The 19,838-nt window shown below is 66.2% G+C and carries 18 protein-coding genes and 2 pseudogenes; 13 read left to right on the top strand and 7 right to left on the bottom strand.

The features are described 5' to 3' along the window. Window positions 1–9: 9 nt before the first annotated feature. Window positions 10–570: a hypothetical protein gene (locus ACIA48_RS18065; protein ID WP_396734259.1), complete on the top strand. Its 561-nt coding sequence runs from the start codon at window positions 10–12 to the stop codon at window positions 568–570. Here the strand turns inward: ACIA48_RS18065 and ACIA48_RS18070 are convergent. The 6 genes and pseudogenes from ACIA48_RS18070 to ACIA48_RS18095 all read right to left on the bottom strand — a co-directional run bounded on the left by ACIA48_RS18070 (window position 567) and on the right by ACIA48_RS18095 (window position 6,496). Next, window positions 567–2,000 (bottom strand): DUF222 domain-containing protein, encoded by a 1,434-nt coding sequence (locus tag ACIA48_RS18070; protein ID WP_396734262.1) that lies wholly within the window; start codon window positions 1,998–2,000, stop codon window positions 567–569. The genes ACIA48_RS18065 and ACIA48_RS18070 overlap by 4 nt on opposite strands. A gap of 96 nt (window positions 2,001–2,096) precedes the next feature. Next, a pseudogene (locus tag ACIA48_RS18075) lies at window positions 2,097–2,463 on the bottom strand (DEAD/DEAH box helicase); the annotation flags it as partial. Window positions 2,464–2,508: 45 nt separating this feature from the next. Next, window positions 2,509–2,937 carry a hypothetical protein gene (locus tag ACIA48_RS18080; protein ID WP_396734264.1) on the bottom strand — a complete coding sequence of 143 codons (429 nt, stop codon included), beginning with the start codon at window positions 2,935–2,937 and terminating at the stop codon, window positions 2,509–2,511. Between the two features lie 168 nt (window positions 2,938–3,105). Further along, on the bottom strand, window positions 3,106–4,380 hold the full coding sequence (locus ACIA48_RS18085; RefSeq protein WP_396734267.1) for a DEAD/DEAH box helicase: 1,275 nt from the start codon (window positions 4,378–4,380) through the stop codon (window positions 3,106–3,108). A 183-nt stretch (window positions 4,381–4,563) separates the two neighbouring features. After that, window positions 4,564–5,604, bottom strand: a complete 1,041-nt coding sequence (locus tag ACIA48_RS18090; RefSeq protein ID WP_396735063.1) for an LLM class F420-dependent oxidoreductase — start codon at window positions 5,602–5,604, stop codon at window positions 4,564–4,566. 46 nt (window positions 5,605–5,650) lie between these two features. Continuing rightward, complete coding sequence (locus tag ACIA48_RS18095; protein WP_396734269.1) at window positions 5,651–6,496, bottom strand: dienelactone hydrolase family protein; 846 nt, start codon at window positions 6,494–6,496, stop codon at window positions 5,651–5,653. A gap of 55 nt (window positions 6,497–6,551) precedes the next feature. Between ACIA48_RS18095 and glmS the strand changes: the two genes are divergently transcribed. Both glmS and ACIA48_RS18105 read left to right on the top strand, forming a co-directional pair. Continuing rightward, window positions 6,552–8,420 carry a glutamine--fructose-6-phosphate transaminase (isomerizing) gene (gene glmS / locus ACIA48_RS18100; RefSeq protein ID WP_396734272.1) on the top strand — a complete coding sequence of 623 codons (1,869 nt, stop codon included), beginning with the start codon at window positions 6,552–6,554 and terminating at the stop codon, window positions 8,418–8,420. 101 nt (window positions 8,421–8,521) lie between these two features. After that, window positions 8,522–8,890, top strand: a pseudogene (locus tag ACIA48_RS18105) (alpha/beta fold hydrolase); the annotation flags it as partial. A gap of 51 nt (window positions 8,891–8,941) precedes the next feature. Here ACIA48_RS18105 and ACIA48_RS18110 read toward each other — a convergent pair. Then, window positions 8,942–10,144, bottom strand: a complete 1,203-nt coding sequence (locus ACIA48_RS18110; protein ID WP_396734275.1) for a DMT family transporter — start codon at window positions 10,142–10,144, stop codon at window positions 8,942–8,944. A gap of 57 nt (window positions 10,145–10,201) precedes the next feature. On the opposite strand from ACIA48_RS18110, the gene ACIA48_RS18115 reads away from it, so the two are divergent. From ACIA48_RS18115 to ACIA48_RS18160, 10 genes are all read left to right on the top strand, one after another. After that, window positions 10,202–11,638 carry a PLP-dependent aminotransferase family protein gene (locus ACIA48_RS18115; RefSeq protein ID WP_396734277.1) on the top strand — a complete coding sequence of 479 codons (1,437 nt, stop codon included), beginning with the start codon at window positions 10,202–10,204 and terminating at the stop codon, window positions 11,636–11,638. A gap of 55 nt (window positions 11,639–11,693) precedes the next feature. Next, window positions 11,694–13,106, top strand: coding sequence for an NAD(P)H-hydrate dehydratase (locus ACIA48_RS18120; RefSeq protein ID WP_396734280.1), 1,413 nt, complete (start codon window positions 11,694–11,696; stop codon window positions 13,104–13,106). Between the two features lie 14 nt (window positions 13,107–13,120). Beyond that, window positions 13,121–14,509 carry a glutamate decarboxylase gene (locus tag ACIA48_RS18125; protein ID WP_396734283.1) on the top strand — a complete coding sequence of 463 codons (1,389 nt, stop codon included), beginning with the start codon at window positions 13,121–13,123 and terminating at the stop codon, window positions 14,507–14,509. Window positions 14,510–14,596: 87 nt separating this feature from the next. After that, window positions 14,597–15,766 (top strand): alanine racemase, encoded by a 1,170-nt coding sequence (gene alr / locus ACIA48_RS18130; RefSeq protein WP_396734286.1) that lies wholly within the window; start codon window positions 14,597–14,599, stop codon window positions 15,764–15,766. Further along, window positions 15,763–16,854 (top strand): alpha/beta fold hydrolase, encoded by a 1,092-nt coding sequence (locus ACIA48_RS18135; protein WP_396734289.1) that lies wholly within the window; start codon window positions 15,763–15,765, stop codon window positions 16,852–16,854. The genes alr and ACIA48_RS18135 overlap by 4 nt, the downstream gene beginning before the upstream one ends. Continuing rightward, complete coding sequence (tsaE, locus tag ACIA48_RS18140) at window positions 16,847–17,314, top strand: tRNA (adenosine(37)-N6)-threonylcarbamoyltransferase complex ATPase subunit type 1 TsaE (protein WP_396734292.1); 468 nt, start codon at window positions 16,847–16,849, stop codon at window positions 17,312–17,314. The genes ACIA48_RS18135 and tsaE overlap by 8 nt, the downstream gene beginning before the upstream one ends. Further along, window positions 17,311–17,907, top strand: coding sequence for a tRNA (adenosine(37)-N6)-threonylcarbamoyltransferase complex dimerization subunit type 1 TsaB (gene tsaB, locus ACIA48_RS18145; RefSeq protein WP_396734295.1), 597 nt, complete (start codon window positions 17,311–17,313; stop codon window positions 17,905–17,907). Before tsaE ends, tsaB begins: the two co-directional genes overlap by 4 nt. Next, window positions 17,904–18,356 carry a ribosomal protein S18-alanine N-acetyltransferase gene (rimI, locus tag ACIA48_RS18150; RefSeq protein WP_396734298.1) on the top strand — a complete coding sequence of 151 codons (453 nt, stop codon included), beginning with the start codon at window positions 17,904–17,906 and terminating at the stop codon, window positions 18,354–18,356. Before tsaB ends, rimI begins: the two co-directional genes overlap by 4 nt. After that, window positions 18,353–19,378: a tRNA (adenosine(37)-N6)-threonylcarbamoyltransferase complex transferase subunit TsaD gene (gene tsaD, locus ACIA48_RS18155; protein ID WP_396734300.1), complete on the top strand. Its 1,026-nt coding sequence runs from the start codon at window positions 18,353–18,355 to the stop codon at window positions 19,376–19,378. Before rimI ends, tsaD begins: the two co-directional genes overlap by 4 nt. Continuing rightward, the gene (locus tag ACIA48_RS18160) at window positions 19,375–19,818 is read left to right on the top strand and encodes a nuclear transport factor 2 family protein (protein WP_396734302.1); all 444 of its coding nucleotides are present in this window, start codon (window positions 19,375–19,377) and stop codon (window positions 19,816–19,818) included. Before tsaD ends, ACIA48_RS18160 begins: the two co-directional genes overlap by 4 nt. The last annotated feature ends 20 nt before the right edge of the window (window positions 19,819–19,838 follow it).

Here is a 19,838-nt window from a genome sequence, read left to right on the forward strand (position 1 = left end):
GTCCTGTTCGTGAAATTGCGTGTGCCCGAACTGCTGGTGCTATTCCTGGTGGGCGCGGCTGCGTCGTTGATTGGCGATCACAGTCATGTCGTCACCGGCACCACGGAGTACTTCACGAACGCAGTCCCATTTGTGTGGAGCAGTCCCATCTGGTTTCCCGTCATGGTCGGGGCGGCGACGGTGTCGTTGGCTGAGTTGCGCTTACATCTGCCCGACCCGCGCATCACCGTCACACTGCGACAGGGAGTTGCAGGTGTCGCCGCAGTGCTCGGCACCTACGTCACCACCGCCCTGGTACACAGCACGCCGATCGTTCCCAGCACCACTCTCATAGTGGCGATGGCAACGATCACGTGGTGTGCACTGGGGGATAAGCCGTCGTTGGTGTGCGGCGTGCTGGCCGCAGTCATCGGACCCATCGTCGAAATCGGGCTCGTCAAAGTGGGCGTGTTCGCATACAACGCAGACTCCGACCAACTCTTCGGCGTCGGGCCTTGGCTTGTCCCACTGTATTTCGCGTTCGGTGTCGTCGTCGCGATGCTCGGAGAAATCGCGGCGAAGGACCGCTAGAACGGTGGTGGGTCGGAGTCTTGTGCGCGTTCGGCTTTGATCCGGGCTTCGTGGTCTTGAGCGCGCGTGCGTTGACGTTGAGGCATCATCACACCGCGGTCGGTGCTGAACGTTTGCGATTCCGATGGAGGTGGTGGCAGCTCCCCGGCATTGGTATCCCAATCGGGGAAGAACGTTCGACTGCCCGGGTAAGTCTTGTAGGCGTGTCCGGTCGGTGAGGTCCACACCGCGGCACCATCGGGCCGCAGTGTCAGCTCCCAGTCGCCGGTCCAAAATGTCTTGAGTAAGTGGTGTTTTCGGCACAAACATGCCAAGTTCGATGCATGAGTCGCCCCGAGCGGGTAGGGGATCACGTGGTCGATATCGCAGAACTCCGCTGACGTCGTGCACCCGGGGAAGCGGCACGTCAGATCGCGGCCCCGCACAAACCGCGCCAGCTTGGCTGACGGCCGATACCCGGTTTCGGGCCCGGCGTCTTTGTCGGGTGCGCACAGGGGCCGCAGTTTCGCGCCGTTGCGCAACAGCTCGGCCAGCAGCGGGGTCGGCATCACCTCAGTACCCGACAACAACGCCGTCCCCGCCGAGGTGGGTGCGGCTGAGGCGGCGGGTTTCTGCAGACCCTCGATGGTGGCTTGGTCGGTATACACATTCACCACGACTGAGGACTTGGGGGCCGGATTGCTCTCTCGGGCTGGGCAGTTCGGGGAGTCGCACGCACATGGGAGATGATCATTGCCGTCGTTCCACGCACCCACCGCGTCCGCGCGACGCTCGTTGGCCGAGCGAGGATCGTTTTCACACACCGTGGCCACCATCGCGGCGATCCGCTTCTTCAGCGCCGCCGCATCGCTGGCTTTCAGCCGGCCCCACACCGACGTCACACCGTTCTCGTCCTCGATATCACCGACAAAGAAGTCACGGGTCCGCTGTGTGCGCTTGGCCTGGATCAGCGCATCCGGGTCGAACTCGAACACCAACGCGTCGATCGCCGAGATGAGTTTTTCCTCGGTCAACGGCCCCCACTTCACCGCCCGCCGAGCGATCGCCTGATCGATGAGCGTCCACACCGACTCCTCAGTGATCAAGTGGGTGCGCCACGTGATGGCCCCCACCACTCGGGCGCTGAGCTCACCGCGGCGAAACAATGTAGCCACGGCGGGCAGTTGATCACGCAACGCCACCGCGATCCGCATCTGACCCGAGGCCTTCCGCGAGCTGATATTCATCGCCGCGGCCACCTCCGCAGCCGCGCAATCCCACCAATCACACGCCCACCGATCGCGCTCATCGTCACCGAGCACCCGACGATGTTTCAGTTCAGCGATCGCCGCCAACCGGCGCGCCGCGCCGGCGGCCTCAGCCCGCGCACCCTCCGCGATCGCGGCGACGACAGTGGCGTCGTCAACTCCCGCGAACTCGGATTCGAACATACATTCGAATATAGCTCAGCCCACTGACACCTGTGGACGTTATCCACGGGTGGGTGGGCCGACCGGCGCCGACGAGACTGTTCTGGCTTGGCAGGCGCGGGCGTTCTGCGACAGGTTCCCATGCAACTCGACTGCGGGTACACCACGCGAGTTCAGGTGCCGGGGAGGGTTCTTGGCACCGTACTTGGTGCGCGCGAAAACGATCGTCCGGCCCGGCGATGCGGCGAGGTCGGCCAGCACGTTCTGGGCCGAGTCGACGCTGTGCTCAACGGGATTGTTCAGATACCGCTGACGAGAACAACATTCGCTGTCCGTTGTGGGGCGTCTTGTCCAGCAGTCGCTTGACCGGAGGCAGGAATCCGAGGTCGGCGATGTGGTCGGCCTCGTCGAGCACAGTGATCTCGACCGCGGACAGGTCGGCATGTCCGGCCTGCAAATGGTCCTCGAGCCGGCCGGGGCAAGAGGTGAACAGAAGTCGGTTGCCGGGGTGAATGGGTGTACGTCTGAGCTACTTTCCCAGCAGGATCTTCGAATCGACACCGCCGATATCGGGGCCCGCCGTGACTGTATAGCGGCCAGGCGCAATAACCTGGATCGTCCCGATCAGGGCCCGACTCCAGCCGCTGCCGGTGTCGAGCGCTGCTCTATTCCTGATGGGCATCTCCTGACCCGTGGAGGTGTTTATGACCCTGACCTGAAGGGCCGCTGGGACGTGAAAAGCAATGTGGTTGCCCGTCGATACATGCCCGGCCACGCGCTCCTCTTGATATGAGATTTTGAGCTTGCCGGCAGGCAGGATGACTGTGGTCTCGCCGGGAATCATAAGGGTGCCGTAGTGGTCGGCCCTCGCTCTCGTGGTGAAGAACCAATAGGCGGCGATAGCGGGAATCGACAGCGGGATGGCCACGACGCAGATCTTCAAGAGCAAGTCCATCACGCGCAAGAGCATAAGCGCCCGAGCCGCCTAAACGCTGCGTGATCTGTCCTGTCAGAGAAGTGCTGGTGTTTGGCCCGCTGCGCGGCCTAGCGATCGAAGGCGTGCCCGCGCGCCGTCCTCGATCGCAGCGAGGATGAGGGCGTCAACCCCACTGACACGTTGTGGGCATCAGGCGTTGGCGGGACGCCTGCGACGGTTGTTCGAGCGGCGCCGTCGGGACTGCTCGGGCTTGGCAGGCGCAGGACGACTGGGGGCCGCCGGCACGATCGGCTTGCCGAAGGTGCGCTCACCCGGCGCGATCTCGTGCAGCACTGGGTGCGACGGGCCGTTGAAGCGAGTAATCGTCGGCTTCACGCCCGCTTTGCGGGTCAGCTGCCGGACATCGGACACCTGGTCGTCGAGCATGAGCGTGACGACGGTGCCCTCGTTACCCGCGCGCGCCGTCCTCCCGGACCGGTGCAGATATGCCTTGTGTTCCACCGGCGGATCCGCGTGTACCACCAGGCTCACTTCGTCGACGTGGATGCCGCGCGCGGCGATATCCGTCGCCACCAACACCGAAGCGGAACCATCAGAGAAGGCAGCAAGATTGCGTGTGCGGGCGTTCTGCGACAGGTTCCCATGCAACTCGACTGCGGGTACACCACGCGAGTTCAGCTGCCGGGCAAGGTTCTTGGCACCGTACTTGGTGCGGGCGAAGACGATCGTCCGGCCCGGCGATGCGGCGAGGTCAGCCAGCACGTTGATACGCGAGCCCTTCTCCACATGCAGGACGTGATGCTCCATCGCGGTCACCGGCGACTGAGCCGAGTCGACGCTGTGCTCGACTGGATTGTTCAGATACCGCTTGACGAGAACGTCGACGCCTCGATCAAGCGTGGCGGAGAACAACATTCGCTGTCCGTTGCGGGGTGTCTTGTCCAGCAGCCGCTTGACCGGAGGCAGGAATCCGAGGTCGGCCATGTGGTCGGCCTCGTCGAGCACGGTGATCTCGACCGCGGACAGGTCGGCATGTCCGGCCTGCAAATGGTCTTCGAGCCTGCCTGGGCAAGCGATGACGATGTCGACACCGGCGCGCAGCTTGTCGATCTGCGGTTGATGCCCAACGCCGCCGAACACGACGACGGAGCGCAGATTCATTGCCTCAGCCAGCGGGGCCAGCGACGCCTGGATCTGGGCGACGAGCTCGCGGGTCGGCGCAAGAATGAGTGCGCGCGGACGGCCGGGTGCCCGTTTCGTCTGGCTCGCTGTGAGTCTCGTCACCATGGGCAACAGAAACGCGTAGGTCTTGCCGGATCCCGTCCGGCCACGCCCGAGTACGTCGCGGCCTGCCAACGAATCAGGCAGCGTCGCGGCCTGAATGGGAAACGGTCTCTCGATGCCGTTGGCAGCGAGAACGGAAACCACAGCCTGAGGCAGGCCGAGGTCGGCGAAGGTGGGCACGGTTGAGCCACCAGGGATTTGAACAGACAAAGTTAAAGCTCCGAAAAGTATGAGTGTGGTCGTCCTGCCCGGCGCGGGTGATCCCCGCGGCGCTCGGTATGACGATCGAGAAGCGACAAAAGGCAGAACAGACGATGTCGCTGCACCCAGTCTACAACTAGTGCCGCGAATCCCGGTAATCGCTCACGGCAGCAGGGCGTGCAGTTCCTCGACGTATCGCAACGTTTCGGCGCGATCACCCGACAGCGGCTGCAGCAGCAGCGTGGTGGTCCCCGCCTCGGCGAATGCGGCGAGCCGCTCCTTGACGTAACCACGCGGGCCCACCAGGGATACGGCCCGCACCAACTCGTCGGGGACTGCCGCGATGGCTTCGGACTTCTTGCCCGCGAGGTACAGATCCTGGATGTCGTTGGCAACGTCGCCGTAGCCGTAGCGCGTCGCCAGGTTGTGGTAGAAGTTCTTGCCGCGTGCGCCCATGCCGCCGATGTACAGCGCCAGTTGCGGTTTCGTCCATGCCAGTCGGTCGTCGACGTCGTCGCCGATCGCCAGGGGCGCGCTGACTGTGACATCCAGCGGGCCCAGCGCAGGATCGCGCTTCGCGAAACCTGCGCGCAGGGCGTCGCCCCACACATCGTCGGATTTCTCCGGAAGGAAGAACACTGGCTGCCAGCCTTCGGCGATCTCGGCCGTGAGTTCGACGTTCTTCGGGCCGAGCGCCGCGATGTTGATCGGAATACGATCGCGCACAGGGTGATTGATCAACTGCAAAGGCTTGCCAAGGCCGGTGCCCCGATCGGCGGGCAATGGAATCTGGTAGTACTTGCCGTCGTGGGTCACCCGTTCGCGGCGCCAGACCTGTCTGCAGATGTCGATGACTTCGCGGGTGCGGCCCAGCGGCGCGTCGAAGGGCACGCCGTGAAAGCCCTCCATCACCTGGGGGCCGGACGTGCCAATGCCCAACCGAAACCGACCGTCGGACACGTAGTCCAGCCCGGCGGCCGTCATCGCAAGCAGCGTTGGCGTGCGGATGTAGATCGGGACGACGCCCGTGGCCAGTTCCATACGCGATGTCTTGGCTGCCAGGAAGCCGAGCTGGCTGATCGCGTCGTAGGAGTAGGCCTCGGCCACGAACGCGACGTCGACCCCGACCTTCTCGAGTTCGACGATCTGGTCGACGGCCTCCAGGAAGCCGCCCGCGTAGTTGAGGAAAATCCCGGTGCGCATCGAGGACATGTGAGAGTTATACACCCAACCGGTTGGTTGGCCACGCTCAGGGCTTCAAGAGTGCGATGACTTTGTTCTCGAGTTCCACCGGATTGTCAGCGAACGGGTCCATCGTCGTGGCCCTGGGCAGCGCGATCTCGGGGTCGGCGAAGTCGCGATAGGCCTTGTCGCCGGTGAGCATGTGCAGGAAGTATCCGGTCATCAGCGCACGCACGATCTTCTGCGTGCCGCGATTGGCACCCGGCAGTCCTACGATCTTCGCCAGCCGGCGTCCCTCGACGAGCCCACCGGCCTTCACCTTGCTCACCGCGCGCAATGTGCCGCTCTGCCATACCCGTGCGAGCTCAACAGCATTCGAACGCAACGACATCGGGTCACCGGGATCGGAGAGGATCAGGCCAGGAACCTTCAGTGTCGACGCCGGCTCTTCGGCGCGAGGCTTGGTGATTGTCGGGAACGCCGCCACGACGGCCTTCAGCCGGCTTGGCATTCCCGCCGCCGCGAACACCGCCGCAGACCCGCCGAACCCGTGCCCGGCCACTCCGAGCTTCGTGGGGTGCACGCTGATCTTTCCCGGCCCCAACCGGACGCCGGCGATGATGTCGAGCGTCGTGCCCAGGTCGTAAGAGAGATTGAGCACCGACGGCGCCAGGCTGGTCTCGGTGGCCGGCGCCGCGGCGACAATGCCCCAGGACGCCAGATGTTCGAGCGTTCCGTGGTAACGGTCGTCACTTGCGAGCCAATCGTGACCGAAAGCGACACCGGCGAGGTTCATCCCCGACTCCGGGGTGAAGACGACGCCGCGCAGTCCGGCAAATGCCAGGTCACCGCGCAAAACGCGATGTGGGCCGCGACGCTTCAACGCATTGAAGAGCTTCGCTGTCCGCGCCACCAGACGACCGTAGCGCAGGTGGTTCACTGTCGCTCTTGCACTACCCTGAAAGGCTATGTGCGGAATCGTCGGCTATGTCGGGCAGCGTCCTGCCTGCGACATTGTCGTCGACGCGTTGCGGAGGATGGAGTACCGGGGATACGACTCGTCGGGTGTTGCGCTGCTCGACGGCAAAGGCGGTCTCACTGTGCGCCGTCGTGCGGGGCGGCTCGCCAACCTCGAGGCCGCGCTCGCCGAATCCGAAGCAGGCGCCCTGGCCGGCAGCACCGGCCTCGGCCACACCCGCTGGGCCACCCACGGCAGGCCCACCGATCGCAACGCCCACCCGCATCGTGACACCGCCGAAAAGATCGCGGTCGTCCACAACGGTATCATCGAGAACTACGCCGTCATGCGCGCCGAACTGGAGGCCGCGGGTGTCGAGTTCGCCAGCGACACCGACACCGAGGTCGCCGTCCACCTGGTCGCCCGCGAGTACCGCGAAGGTGAGAACGCAGGCGACTTCCCGGCCGCCGTGCTTTCCGTCCTGCGCCGGCTCGAGGGCCACTTCACTCTGGTGTTCGCCAACGCCGACGTTCCAGGCACGATCGTCGCGGCCCGGCGTTCAACGCCGTTGGTAGTGGGTGTCGGCGACGGCGAGATGTTCATCGGTTCGGATGTCGCGGCATTCATCGAATACACCCGCGATGCCGTCGAACTGGGCCAGGACCAGGCAGTCGTCGTCACTGCCGACGGGTACCGCATCACCGACTTCAACGGCGACGACGACTCCGCGAACGCTCGGGAATTCCACATCGACTGGGACATCTCGGCCGCCGAAAAGGGCGGTTACGAGTACTTCATGCTCAAGGAGATCGCCGAACAACCGACCGCGGTCTCCGATACGCTGCTCGGCCACTTCGCCGACAGCCGCGTCGTGCTCGACGAACAGCGTCTGTCCGATCAGGAGTTGCGCGAGATCGACAAGGTGTTCATCGTCGCCTGCGGTACCGCATACCACTCCGGACTATTGGCCAAGTATGCGATCGAACACTGGACCCGGCTGCCTGTTGAGGTCGAGTTGGCGAGTGAATTCCGTTACCGCGATTCGGTTCTCGACCGTCACACGCTGGTAGTGGCGATCTCGCAGTCCGGCGAGACGGCCGACACGCTGGAAGCGGTTCGGCACGCCAAGGAGCAGAAGGCCAAGGTGCTGGCCATCTGCAACACAAACGGCTCACAGATCCCTCGGGAGTGCGACGCGGTCCTCTATACCCGCGCGGGGCCCGAGATCGGCGTGGCGTCGACCAAGACGTTCCTCGCTCAGATCACCGCCAATTACCTTGTCGGACTGGCGCTTGCGCAGGCTCGTGGCACAAAGTACCCCGAAGAGGTCGAACGGGAATTCCGCGACCTCGAGGCCATGCCCGATCTCGTCGCGCGCGTGCTCGACAGCGTCGAGCCGGTATTCGAGCTGGCGCGGCGCTTCGCCGAGTCGCAGACGGTGTTGTTCCTGGGCCGCCACGTCGGCTACCCGGTGGCACTCGAGGGTGCCCTCAAACTCAAGGAATTGGCGTATATGCACGCCGAAGGCTTCGCCGCCGGCGAGCTCAAGCACGGCCCGATCGCGCTGATCGAAGACGACCTGCCGGTCATCGTGGTGATGCCGTCGCCAAAGAACTCGCCGACGCTGCACGCCAAGCTCCTCTCCAACATCAGGGAGATCCAGGCCCGCGGAGCGGTCACGATCGTCATCGCAGAAGAGGGCGACGAGACCGTCGGGTCGTATGCCGACCATCTGATCGAGATCCCTGCGGTGTCAACGCTTTTCCAGCCGCTACTGTCGACCATTCCACTGCAGGTGTTCGCCGCGGGTGTGGCGCAGGCCCGTGGTTACGACGTCGACAAGCCACGCAACCTGGCCAAGTCCGTCACCGTCGAGTAGTGCCGACCGCCAGGGTTGGGCACTTCCGCAGCGATGCGGCCCGTGCACACTTCCTCGCGACCTATGAGCAGTGCCTGACCGACCTTCCTCCGTACGACCAGATGTTCGACATCACAACCAGTTTCGGCACTGTCCGGGTGTACCGGTTCCCAGGTCCCGAGGGGCGACCGGTTGTGCTGCTGCCAGGCCGCAACGCGTCCACCCCGATGTGGGGAGCCAACCTTCCCGGTCTGCTGGCCCACCGCACCGTCTTCGTCGTCGATCTCCTGGGTGAGCCGGGCCTGTCAGTGCAGAAGCGCGAAATCGGCGGTGCCGAAGACCAAGCGCAATGGTTCGACGAGATGCTGGCAGGGCTGGAATTGACGGCGCCGCACTTGATGGGGGTGTCCTTCGGAGGGTGGTCAGCCACCAACTACGCGCTCCGCAGGCCGGGCCGGGTGACGTCGCTCACGCTGCTCGACCCGGTGATGACGTTCGCGCCGATCCCGATCCGGACAATGCTGATGATTATTCCGATGGTCTTACCCGCCGCCGTGCCCGAGGCGCTGCGGCGCGGGGTGCTGAAGTGGATCGCCGGCGGGACCGAGGTCGACGATTCCGTTCCGGTGGCGGCTCTGATCGCTTCGGGAACCAGAGATTTCGCGTTGCGCCAGCCTGCGCCGACACTGTTCACCGCCGAGCAACTGCGGTCGCTCGATATCCCGGTCCTGGCATTCATCGCGGGCCGCAGCGTGATCCACGACGCCGAGCGTGCCGCCGCCACCGCGCGGAAACTGTTGCCGCGCAGCCAGGTCGAATTGTGGCCTGAAGCGTCGCACGCGATCAACGGCGAGTATCCCGAAAAGATCGCCGAGACGGCTGCGGCCTTCTGGGCTGAGGCCGACGCCTAGCCCGGCGGCGATCAACGCGACGCCCGCCCACACTGCGGGATCCGGGAGTGTCCCGGTGACCGGTACCCCGATCGCCGCGGCGGCAATCGGCGCCATACCGGTCAGCAGGCCGGCGCGCCCTGTACCGAGCGAGTGCACACACGAGTACCAGAGGATGAACGCCAGCGCCGTCACCCCCACGGCGAGATATCCGATCGCGAGGAAGTCGCCGGCATCGAAAGTGGTTGCCGCCGAGATGCCTTCGATACGAAGGGCGAGGACGGCGAACATCACCGCGGCGATCCACGTCGTGTGCACCGACACGCCCACCGCCCCGAGCCTGCCCAGCACGGGTATGGCGAGCAACGTGAATCCGGCTTCGCACACGAAGACCGTCACCGCCCAGGCCAGCCCCACCGCATCTGCCCGGCCGAAACCCTCGACCACGACCGCGCCCGCACTGACCACGACCGCGGCCGCCAGCACCCGGGCCCGCGGGCTGCGCCCCTCGAGTAGAGGTCCGATCGCGGCCAGCGCCACCGGTACGCAGGCGACTCCGACCGCGAGCACTGCCGGCTCAGCGTGACGCGACCCGTGCACCAAGGCGACGTTGAACACGACCAGCCCGCTGATGGCGACGCCGACGAGCCAGAGCCACTCTGTGCTGCGCGGCCGGTGCAATGTGCGTCCCGTCATGCGGGTCCATACGACGAGCAGTGCGCACGCGGCGGCGTAGCGCAGTGCCTGCGCGGTGTGCAGCGGCGCGTCGGCGAGCATGCCGGATACAGCGACGCTGCCGCCGACGAAGGTCATTCCGAGCGCGCCCGAGATGCCGGCGCGGGAGGTGCTGGACATACGCCCATCGTTGCCACAATATGGTCCGATAAATAGGACCAAAGAAGGCCGAAGTTAGTGGACCAAGACGGACGCGGTGCGGACTTCCTCCTCCTCGACGCCACGTCCGCCCCGGCCCGCGGCCTGACGGACTGGCTGGTGGGTGAGTTGCGCGCCGCCATCGACGACGGTCGGCTCGGGCCGGGAGCCCGGTTGCCCGCCAGCCGTGCCCTGGCCGCCGATCTCGCGGTGTCCCGAGGAGTCGTCGTCGAGGCGTACCGGCGGCTGACCGACGAGGGTCTGGTCGGTGGGCGCGGTGGTGGCGGGACGACGGTGCTGCACCGGCCCGCCCAGGTGCCGCGGTCACCTCGTCAGTCCGCCATGCCGGCCGGCGGACCGCCACGCCTGCCGCGTCCCCGACTGCCCATCGGTGAGGGCTTCGACCTGTCACCGGGCGTGCCCGATCTGTCGGCTTTCCCCCGGAACCTATGGCTTCGCACGGAGCGTGCGGTGCTGACCGAGACTCCGCCCGAGGAACTCGGCTATGGCGATCCGCGCGGGCACCCGCGGTTGCGTGCGGCTCTCGCGCCCTGGCTCGCCCGCACCCGCGGGCTGCGGGCCGGACCCGACGACATCATCGTCGTCTCGGGTGTGGCCCAGGCAATGGCACTGCTGGCGCAACAACTGCGCCGTGACGGCTACGACTCGGTCGCGGTGGAGGATCCCGGATCACGCGGCGCCGTAGACGAGTTGGAGTACTGGGGACTCGAGACCATCCCCGTTCCGGTCGACGAAGACGGAATTCGCGTCGACGCGTTGGCGGACACGGACGCTCGCGCCGCCTTCCTCACGCCGGCGCACCAGTTTCCGACGGGCGTGGTGCTGGCACCACGTCGGCGCCGCGAGCTACTCGGCTGGGCGGTCGATGCCGAACTGATCATCGAGGACGACTACGACGCTGAATACCGCTACGACCGCGCACCGGTTCCCGCCTTACAAGCCGCCGCACCGGACCGTATCGCCTTCGCCGGAAGCACATCGAAAACACTGGCCCCCGCGTTGCGGTTGGGCTGGCTGATCCCACCGCGCAATCGCTACGAAGACTTGGTCGCGGCAAAACACGCAAGCGATCTGGGCAGCCCGACTGTGCCGCAGCTGGTGCTGGCCCGGCTGCTGGAAAGCGGGGAGTACGACCGGCATACCCGGTTGGTTCGAGTCAGACATCGGGCCCGCCGCGATGCTTTCGTGGAGTCGCTCGTCGCAGCGATACCGGGCGCCGGGGTGACGGGAGTTGCCGCCGGATTGCATGTGCTCGTCACGCTGCCAGACCCCGAGGTCGACGACGCGGCGGTGGCCGACGAGCTGCGTGATGCCGGCGTTCTGGTGCATCCGCTGTCGTGGCACTGTCGGCGGTCCGGACCGCCGGGGCTGGTTATCGGCTACGCGGCGCATACGCCGGACCGCCTGCGGCAGGCGGCGTCGACAATCGGCCGCGTGGCGCGTCGCCGGAGCTAGCCAGGGACCTGAAACCGCGACGGATGGCCCGGTTGGGCACGTAACGTGGGCGGCGATGCGGCACTACTACACCGCCGACCAAATTCGTGAGGCAGAAGCGCCGCTGTTGGCGAGCCTCCCTGACGGTGCCTTGATGCGCCGCGCCGCCCATGGCCTGGCCACCTCGATCGCGCGTGAACTCACCCTGCTCACCGGCGGCATCGCCGGCCGCCTCGTCTGCGCGGTCGTCGGCTCCGGCGACAACGGTGGCGACGCGCTTTGGGCGGCAACCTTCCTGCGTCGTCGCGGGGCGTCGGCCGCCGCGGTCCTCCTCAATCCGGAACGCACGCACGGCAAGGCGCTGGCGGCGTTCCGCAAGGCCGGTGGACGGGTCGTCGAAACCGTTCCGGCAGCAACCGATCTGGTGATCGACGGCGTCGTCGGGATCTCGGGCTCCGGGCCGCTGCGGACGAATGCGGCCGGCGTGTTCGAAGGCGTGACCGTACCCGTGGTCGCTGTCGACATCCCGAGTGGTATCGACGTGCACACGGGTGCCGCGGAGGGCCCGCATGTGCACGCCGCGTCGACCGTGACTTTCGGCGGGTTCAAACCGGTTCATGCTCTTGGCGATTGCGGCCGGGTCGAGCTGGTCGACATCGGGCTGGACCTGCCGGCATCCGACCTACTCGGACTGGAGGCCGCTGATGCCGCCGCGCTTTGGCCCATTCCCGGACCGAAGGACGATAAGTATACCCAAGGCGTGACCGGTGTTCTCGCGGGTTCGGCCACCTACCCGGGTGCGGCCGTCCTGTGCGCCGGGGCGGCGGTCGCCGCGACGTCGGGCATGGTGCGGTACGCGGGAAGCGCTGCGCAGCAGGTCCTTTCACAGTGGCCGGAAGTCATCGCCACCCCGAACGTCTCCGCCACCGGACGCGTGCAGGCGTGGGTGGTGGGGCCTGGTCTGGGAACCGACGAAACCGGTGCGGCGGCGCTGTGGTTCGCACTGGAGTCCGACCTGCCTGTGATCGTCGACGCCGATGGGCTGACCATCCTCGCTGCCCATCCGGACCTGGTGGTCGACCGCGCCGCGCCGACAGTGTTGACGCCTCATGCGGGGGAATTCGAAAGGCTTGCCGGCTCGCCACCGGGTGAAGATCGGGTTGGCGCGACTCGCAAGCTCGCCGAGCGCCTCGGTGTCACCGTGCTGCTGAAAGGCAACGTCACCGTCATCGCTGAACCCAGTGGCCTGGCGTACCTCAACTCCGCGGGCCAATCATGGGCGGCGACAGCGGGTTCGGGCGACGTGCTGTCCGGCATCGTCGGCGCGCTGCTTGCGGCGGGACTACAGCCTGCCGAGGCGGCGGCCGCGGCCGCGTACGTCCACGCCCGAGCCGCCAACCTGTCTGCCGTCGACCCCGGGCCACGCCCGGCACCGACCTCAGCATCACGCATCCTTGCCCACGTCCGGGCCGCCATCGCGTCTCTCTAACGGAAGGACTTGCCATGTCGCACAAGCACACTCACGCACGCGGAGGACAGATCACCCCGGCTTACACCTGCCGCATGGAGATGGCGCCCATCCCCTCGCTGCGGTTACCGGACGAGGCGATGGAACCCGATGCCGCATACCGGTTCATCCACGACGAGCTCATGCTCGACGGCAGCTCACGCCTCAACCTCGCGACCTTCGTCACCACCTGGATGGACCCCCAGGCCGAACGCCTGATGGCCGAGACGTTCGACAAGAACATGATCGACAAGGACGAGTACCCCGCGACGGCCGCCATCGAGCAGCGCTGCGTCTGCATGGTGGCCGACCTGTTCCACGCCGAGGACCTGCGCGACGACGACCCGAACAGCGCCGTCGGCGTCTCCACCATCGGCTCCAGCGAGGCCGTGATGCTCGCAGGCCTGGCGATGAAGTGGCGCTGGCGGGAGAAAACGGGCAAGGACTGGAAGGGCCGGACCCCGAACCTGGTGATGGGCGCCAACGTTCAGGTGGTGTGGGAGAAGTTCTGCCGATACTTCGACGTCGAACCGCGGTATCTGCCGATGGCCGAGGACCGCTACACCATCACCCCCGAGCAGGTGCTCGAGAACATCGATGAGGACACCATCGGCGTCGTGGCCATCCTCGGCACCACCTACACCGGCGAACTGGAGCCGATCGGTGAGATCTGCGCCGCACTGGACAAGCTGGCTGCCGACGGCGGAGTGGATGTCCCGGTGCACGTCGACGCGGCCAGCGGCGGCTTCGTCGTGCCGTTCCTGCACCCCCATCTGATTTGGGACTTCCGGTTGCCGCGCGTGGTCTCGATCAACGTCAGCGGTCACAAGTACGGGCTGACCTATCCCGGCATCGGGTTCGTGGTCTGGCGCAGCGCGGAGTATCTGCCCGAAGATCTCGTCTTCCGGGTCAACTACCTCGGCGGCGACATGCCGACGTTCACGCTGAACTTCTCCCGGCCCGGTAATCAGGTGGTCGGCCAGTACTACAACTTCCTACGTCTCGGCCGCGGCGGCTACGCCAAGGTGATGCAGTGTCTGTCGTCGACCGCACGCTGGCTCGGCGATCAGCTCAAAGACAGTGAGCATTTCGAGGTTGCGGCGGACGGCTCGGCCATCCCGGTGGTCAGCTTCCGGCTCAAGGGCGATTTCGGCTACACCGAGTTCGATGTGTCGCACGCCTTGCGTTCCTACGGCTGGCAGGTGCCCGCGTACACCATGCCGGAGGGCGCCGAGGACATCACGATGTTGCGCATCGTGGTCCGCGAGGGGTTCTCCGCCGACCTGGCCAGGGCGCTGCACGATGACATCAACACCGTGCTGTCACACCTCGATGCGCTGAAGCCGCAGGGCCATTTCAATCAGATCGAGCCCTTCGCGCACTGAATGTGCGCCACGGCACACTTTGCTGGGCGTGTGGCGAAGGCGTAGGGCACATGGTTTGGCCTGTCTGGGACAATCGGCCGTGGTGATATGACCATGCAGACGAGCAGCACAACAACGCCGGCAACCGCCACCTCGCGGACGCCCGAGGCGGTCATCGACCTCGACGCCGTGGCACACAACGTGGGTGTGCTGCGCGAACGCGCGGGTTCCGCGCAGGTGATGGCCGTCGTCAAGGCCGACGGGTATGGCCATGGCGCGACGCAGACCGGCGGCGCGGCCCTGGCTGCGGGCGCGGCGGAATTGGGCGTCGCCACCATCGAGGAGGCCCTCAGGCTGCGCCGTGACGGCATCACCGCTCCGGTGCTGGCATGGTTGCACCCTCCCGGTACTGATTTCGCACCCGCGCTCGAAGCCGACGTCCAGATCGCCGTGTCGTCGCTGTACCAGATCGGCGAACTCCGTGACGCGGCTGAGCGCACGGGCCGTACCGCGAAGGTCACCGTCAAGGTCGACACCGGCCTGAATCGCAACGGCGTGGGCCCTGACGAATACCCGGCGATGCTGACCGCTCTCAAGCGCGCGCTCGCAGAAGACGCGTTCATGTTGCGCGGTCTGATGTCGCATCTGGTGCACGGTGACGTTCCCGACCACCCGCTCAACGACATTCAGGCGCGACGGGTAAAAGACATGTTCGACCTGGCCCGCAACGAGGGTCTGCGCTACGAGGTTGTCCACCTGAGTAATTCGCCGTCGGCTCTGACGCGGCCGGACCTCGGCTTCGACATGGTGCGGCCCGGTATAGCGGTATATGGGCAGACCCCGATCCCCGAGCGTGGCGACATGGGGCTCAAGCCCGCAATGACGCTGAAATGCCCTGTGGCGCTTCTTCGGTCGGTGCGGGCTGGTGAGGGGGTGTCCTATGGCCACACATGGATCGCAGAACGTGACACCACGCTGGCGCTACTTCCCATCGGCTACGCCGACGGTGTATTCCGCAACCTCAGCGGCCGCATCGACGTGTTGATCAACGGCAGGCTGCGCCGCAGCGTCGGGCGCGTCTGCATGGACCAACTCGTGGTCGACGTGGGTGTCGACGGCGACGTCTCCGAGGGCGATGACGCGATCCTGTTCGGCCCCGGCACCGATTGCGAGCCCACTGCGCAGGACTGGGCCGAACTGCTCGGCACCATCAACTACGAGGTCGTCACAAGCCCCCGCGGCCGCGTCGTCCGGACCTACCTGGGAACGCAACGTTGAGCGATTCGGGTGCCCGCTGGCTGGCGGGTGCGGCAGGCGTAACCGCGGTCGGCTCTGCCACTGCGGTTTCTGTCGCGCGGTCCCTACGTCGACGCGTCAGCAGCGATGACCCCTACGAATTCGAAGATTTCGGTCTTCTCGACGCTGACCGCAGCGTTGTCGTCACGACGCCGGACGGTGTCGACTTGGCTGTCCGCGAAGTGGGGGATTCCGACGCCCCACTGACGGTGGTTTTCGCCCACGGATTCTGTCTTCGCATGGGCGCGTTTCATTTTCAGCGTGCCCGGTTGACCGAAGAGTGGGGCTCGCAGGTTCGGATGGTGTTCTACGACCAGCGTGGACACGGCCAGTCCGGTCAGGCGCCACCTGACACGTACAACGTGGCGCAACTGGGCAGAGACCTGGAGACGGTGTTGGCCGTGATGGCTCCGCGTGGGCCCGTCGTGCTCGTCGGCCATTCGATGGGCGGTATGACCGTCCTGTCGCACGCCAGGCAGTTCCCGCAGCGATATCCCACACGAATTGTCGGCGCAGCGCTCATTGCGTCTGCCGCCGAAGGGGTTTCACGGTCCCCCCTGGGGGAGATCCTGAAGAACCCCGCGCTGGAGGCGGTCCGCTTCGCGGTCCGGTACGCACCCAAGACCGTGCACCGCACCCGCGGTGCCGCCAAGTCGGTGATTGCGCCGATCCTGCGTGCGGCGTCCTACGGTGATGTGAAGGTCAGCCGCAGCGTCGTCGAATTCTCCGAAAAGATGATGCACGACACTCCGATCGAGACACTCGTCGAATTTCTGCACGCCCTCGAAGTGCACGACGAAACCGAGGGGCTGGCTACCCTGGCGAAGGTACCGACGCTGATCGCGTGTGGCGACGAAGACCTGCTCACCCCGATGAACTATTCGCAGGACATGGCGGATGCCCTCTCCAAGTCCGAACTCGTGATCGTCGAGGGCGCAGGCCATCTCGTTGAACTCGAACAGCCCGAGGTCATCGACGACGCGCTTGTCCGGCTCGTGGAACGCGCCACCCCCTCCAAACTCGTCGCCCTTACCCGCCGCGTCAGGGACCGGGTTCGGCACAATGGCTGAGCGTGCCGCCGGGACGGCGGAGTTGCCGACGGCCGAGGACACGCTCGCTCTCGGCGCGCGGCTGGGAAGGGAGCTGCGCGCAGGCGACGTCGTCGTGCTCTCCGGCCCACTCGGTGCTGGAAAGACCGTGCTGGCCAAGGGAATTGCGCGGGCAATGGATGTCGATGGCCCGGTTGTCTCACCGACGTTCGTATTGGCCCGTGTGCACCGTGCGCGCAAGGCCGACGCCCCGGCGATGATTCACGTCGACCTGTACCGGCTGCTCGACGACAGTTCGGTCGACCTGCTCGCCGAACTCGACTCGCTTGATCTGGACACCGATCTCGAGGATGCGGTCGTCGTCGTGGAGTGGGGTGAAGGACTGGCCGAACGGCTATCCGACAGCCACCTCGACATCCGGCTCGAACGCGGCACCGAGACTGAGGTGCGTACAGCGATGTGGCAGTGGAGCGCACCGTGAGCAGTCTGATCCTGGCCATCGACACCGCCACGCCTGCGGTCACCGCCGGGGTGGTGCGCCGTGACGGCGACGCGATCGAGGTGCTGGCGCAACGGGTCACGATCGACGCCCGCGCGCACGCCGAGCAGCTGACACCCAACGCCGTTGAAGCGCTCGGCGATGCGGGCGTGGGCTTCGAGGATCTCGAGGCGGTCGTCGTGGGCTGCGGGCCCGGACCGTTCACCGGTCTACGCGTCGGAATGGCCACCGCCGCGGCGTACGGGCATGCACTGGGCGTGCCGGTGCATGGGGTGTGCAGCCTGGACGCCATCGGCATTGAGGCCGGTGGACACCTGCTCGTGGTCACCGACGCGCGCAGGCGCGAGGTGTATTGGGCGCGTTACCGGGACGGGGTGCGCATCGAGGGACCGGCCGTTGCCGCGCCTGCCGACGTGCCCGGTGCGGACGAGGCGCTCGCGCAGCCGCCCCGGTATCCGACCGCGGCGGGTCTGGTGCGTGCGGTCGCCGACTGGACGTCGCCACCGGCGGCCCTGGTGCCGCTGTATTTGCGCCGCCCCGATGCCAAGACACTGGCCGAACGGGCGGCCCGATGACCGTCATCTACGGAAAGTTGAAACCGGCTGATGCCGCAAGATGTGCCGAGCTGGAGTCCCAATTGTTCGAGGGGGACGACCCGTGGCCAGAGCGCGCGTTCCTCGCCGAGCTCAATGCCAAGCACATCCACTATGTCGCGGCGCGTAACGAGGAGAAGCTGATCGGCTATGCCGGGATCGCGCGCCTGGGCCGAGTGCGCCCCTTCGAGTACGAGATCCACACCATTGGCGTCGATCCGGTGTACCAAGGTCAGGGTATCGGTCGGCGTCTGGTGAGCCAGATCCTCGAATTAGCCTCCGGCAGCGTGGTTTTCCTTGAGGTCCGCACCGACAATGTGCCGGCGATCAGCCTCTACGAAAGCTTCGGCTTCGTCAACGTCGGCCTGCGCAGGCGCTATTACCGCGCCAGCGGGGCCGACGCCTATACGATGCGGCGAGACCCATCATGACGATCATCCTGGCCATCGAGAGCTCCTGCGACGAAACCGGCGTCGGCATCGCCGAACTCGGCGCGGACGGCTCGGTGACGCTGCTGGCCGACGAGGTGGCCTCCAGCGTCGACGAGCATGCCCGCTTCGGCGGCGTGGTTCCCGAGATCGCGTCGCGAGCCCATCTGGAGGCGCTGGGGCCGACGATGCGCCGTGCATTGGGGACCGCGGGCGTCGTCAAGCCGGACATCGTTGCGGCAACCATCGGACCGGGCCTTGCCGGAGCGTTGTTGGTGGGAGTCGCTGCGGCCAAGGCATATTCGGCCGCGTGGCAGGTGCCGTTCTACGCCGTCAACCACCTCGGTGGCCACCTGGCCGCCGACGTCTTCGATCACGGCCCGCTGCCCGAGAGCGTGGGCCTGTTGGTGTCGGGCGGCCATACCAACCTGCTGCACGTGCGATCGCTGGGCGAACCGATCGTCGAACTCGGCAGCACCGTCGACGACGCCGCGGGGGAGGCGTACGACAAAGTGGCGCGCCTGTTGGGCCTCGGGTACCCCGGCGGCAAAGTGCTCGACGACCTCGCCCGCACCGGAGACCGGGACGCGATTGTCTTCCCGCGAGGCATGACCGGCCCGCGAGACGACCGGTTTGCGTTCAGCTTCTCCGGGCTCAAGACGGCTGTCGCTCGATACGTCGAGAGCCACCCGGAGGCTTTGCAGGCCGACGTCGCCGCCGGTTTCCAGGAAGCGGTCGCCGACGTGCTGACGCTGAAAGCGGTGCGGGCGGCGAAAGAGCTGAACGTCTCGACGCTGTTGATTGCCGGTGGGGTGGCCGCCAATTCGCGGCTGCGTGAACTCGCCGAGCAGCGCTGCGCTGAGAACGGGCTGACGCTACGCATCCCGCGGCCACGGTTGTGTACCGACAACGGGGCGATGATCGCGTCATTCGCGGCTCATCTGATCGCCGCGGGTGCGGCGCCGTCGCCGCTGGATGCGGCAAGCGATCCGGGTCTTCCGGTGGTGAAGGGACAGGTTGCGTGAGCGACAAGCTGGACATCGTCGAATTGCTTTACCGCTACGCGGAATTGATCGATGCGGGCGACTTCGACGGCGTCGGCGCGCTGCTGTCGAAGGCCTCGTTCGGAGGCACTGGGCCACAGGGCGTCTCCGGTGCCGAGAACATCGCCAAATTGTTCGCCGCGACCACCCGCCGATATCCCGACCACGGCAACACGCCGCGGACACGTCACCTCGTGCTCAACCCCATCGTCGAGCTCAACGGCGACACTGCGGTTTCACGCTCCACCTTCTGCGTCGTGCAGGACACCCAGTCCGTGCCGATCCAGCCAATCGTCGTCGGACGGTATTTCGACACTTTCGGCCGTGACGCCGACGGCTGGCATTTCACCGAGCGCAAGGTGGAGATCCAGATGCTCGGCAATGTGTCCGATCACTTGATGGTCGATCCGACGTCGTTCTAGCGGTCGGTGCGGCAGACTGC

The organism is Mycobacterium sp. NPDC051804 (genome assembly GCF_044452905.1).
Lineage (GTDB): Bacteria > Actinomycetota > Actinomycetes > Mycobacteriales > Mycobacteriaceae > Mycobacterium.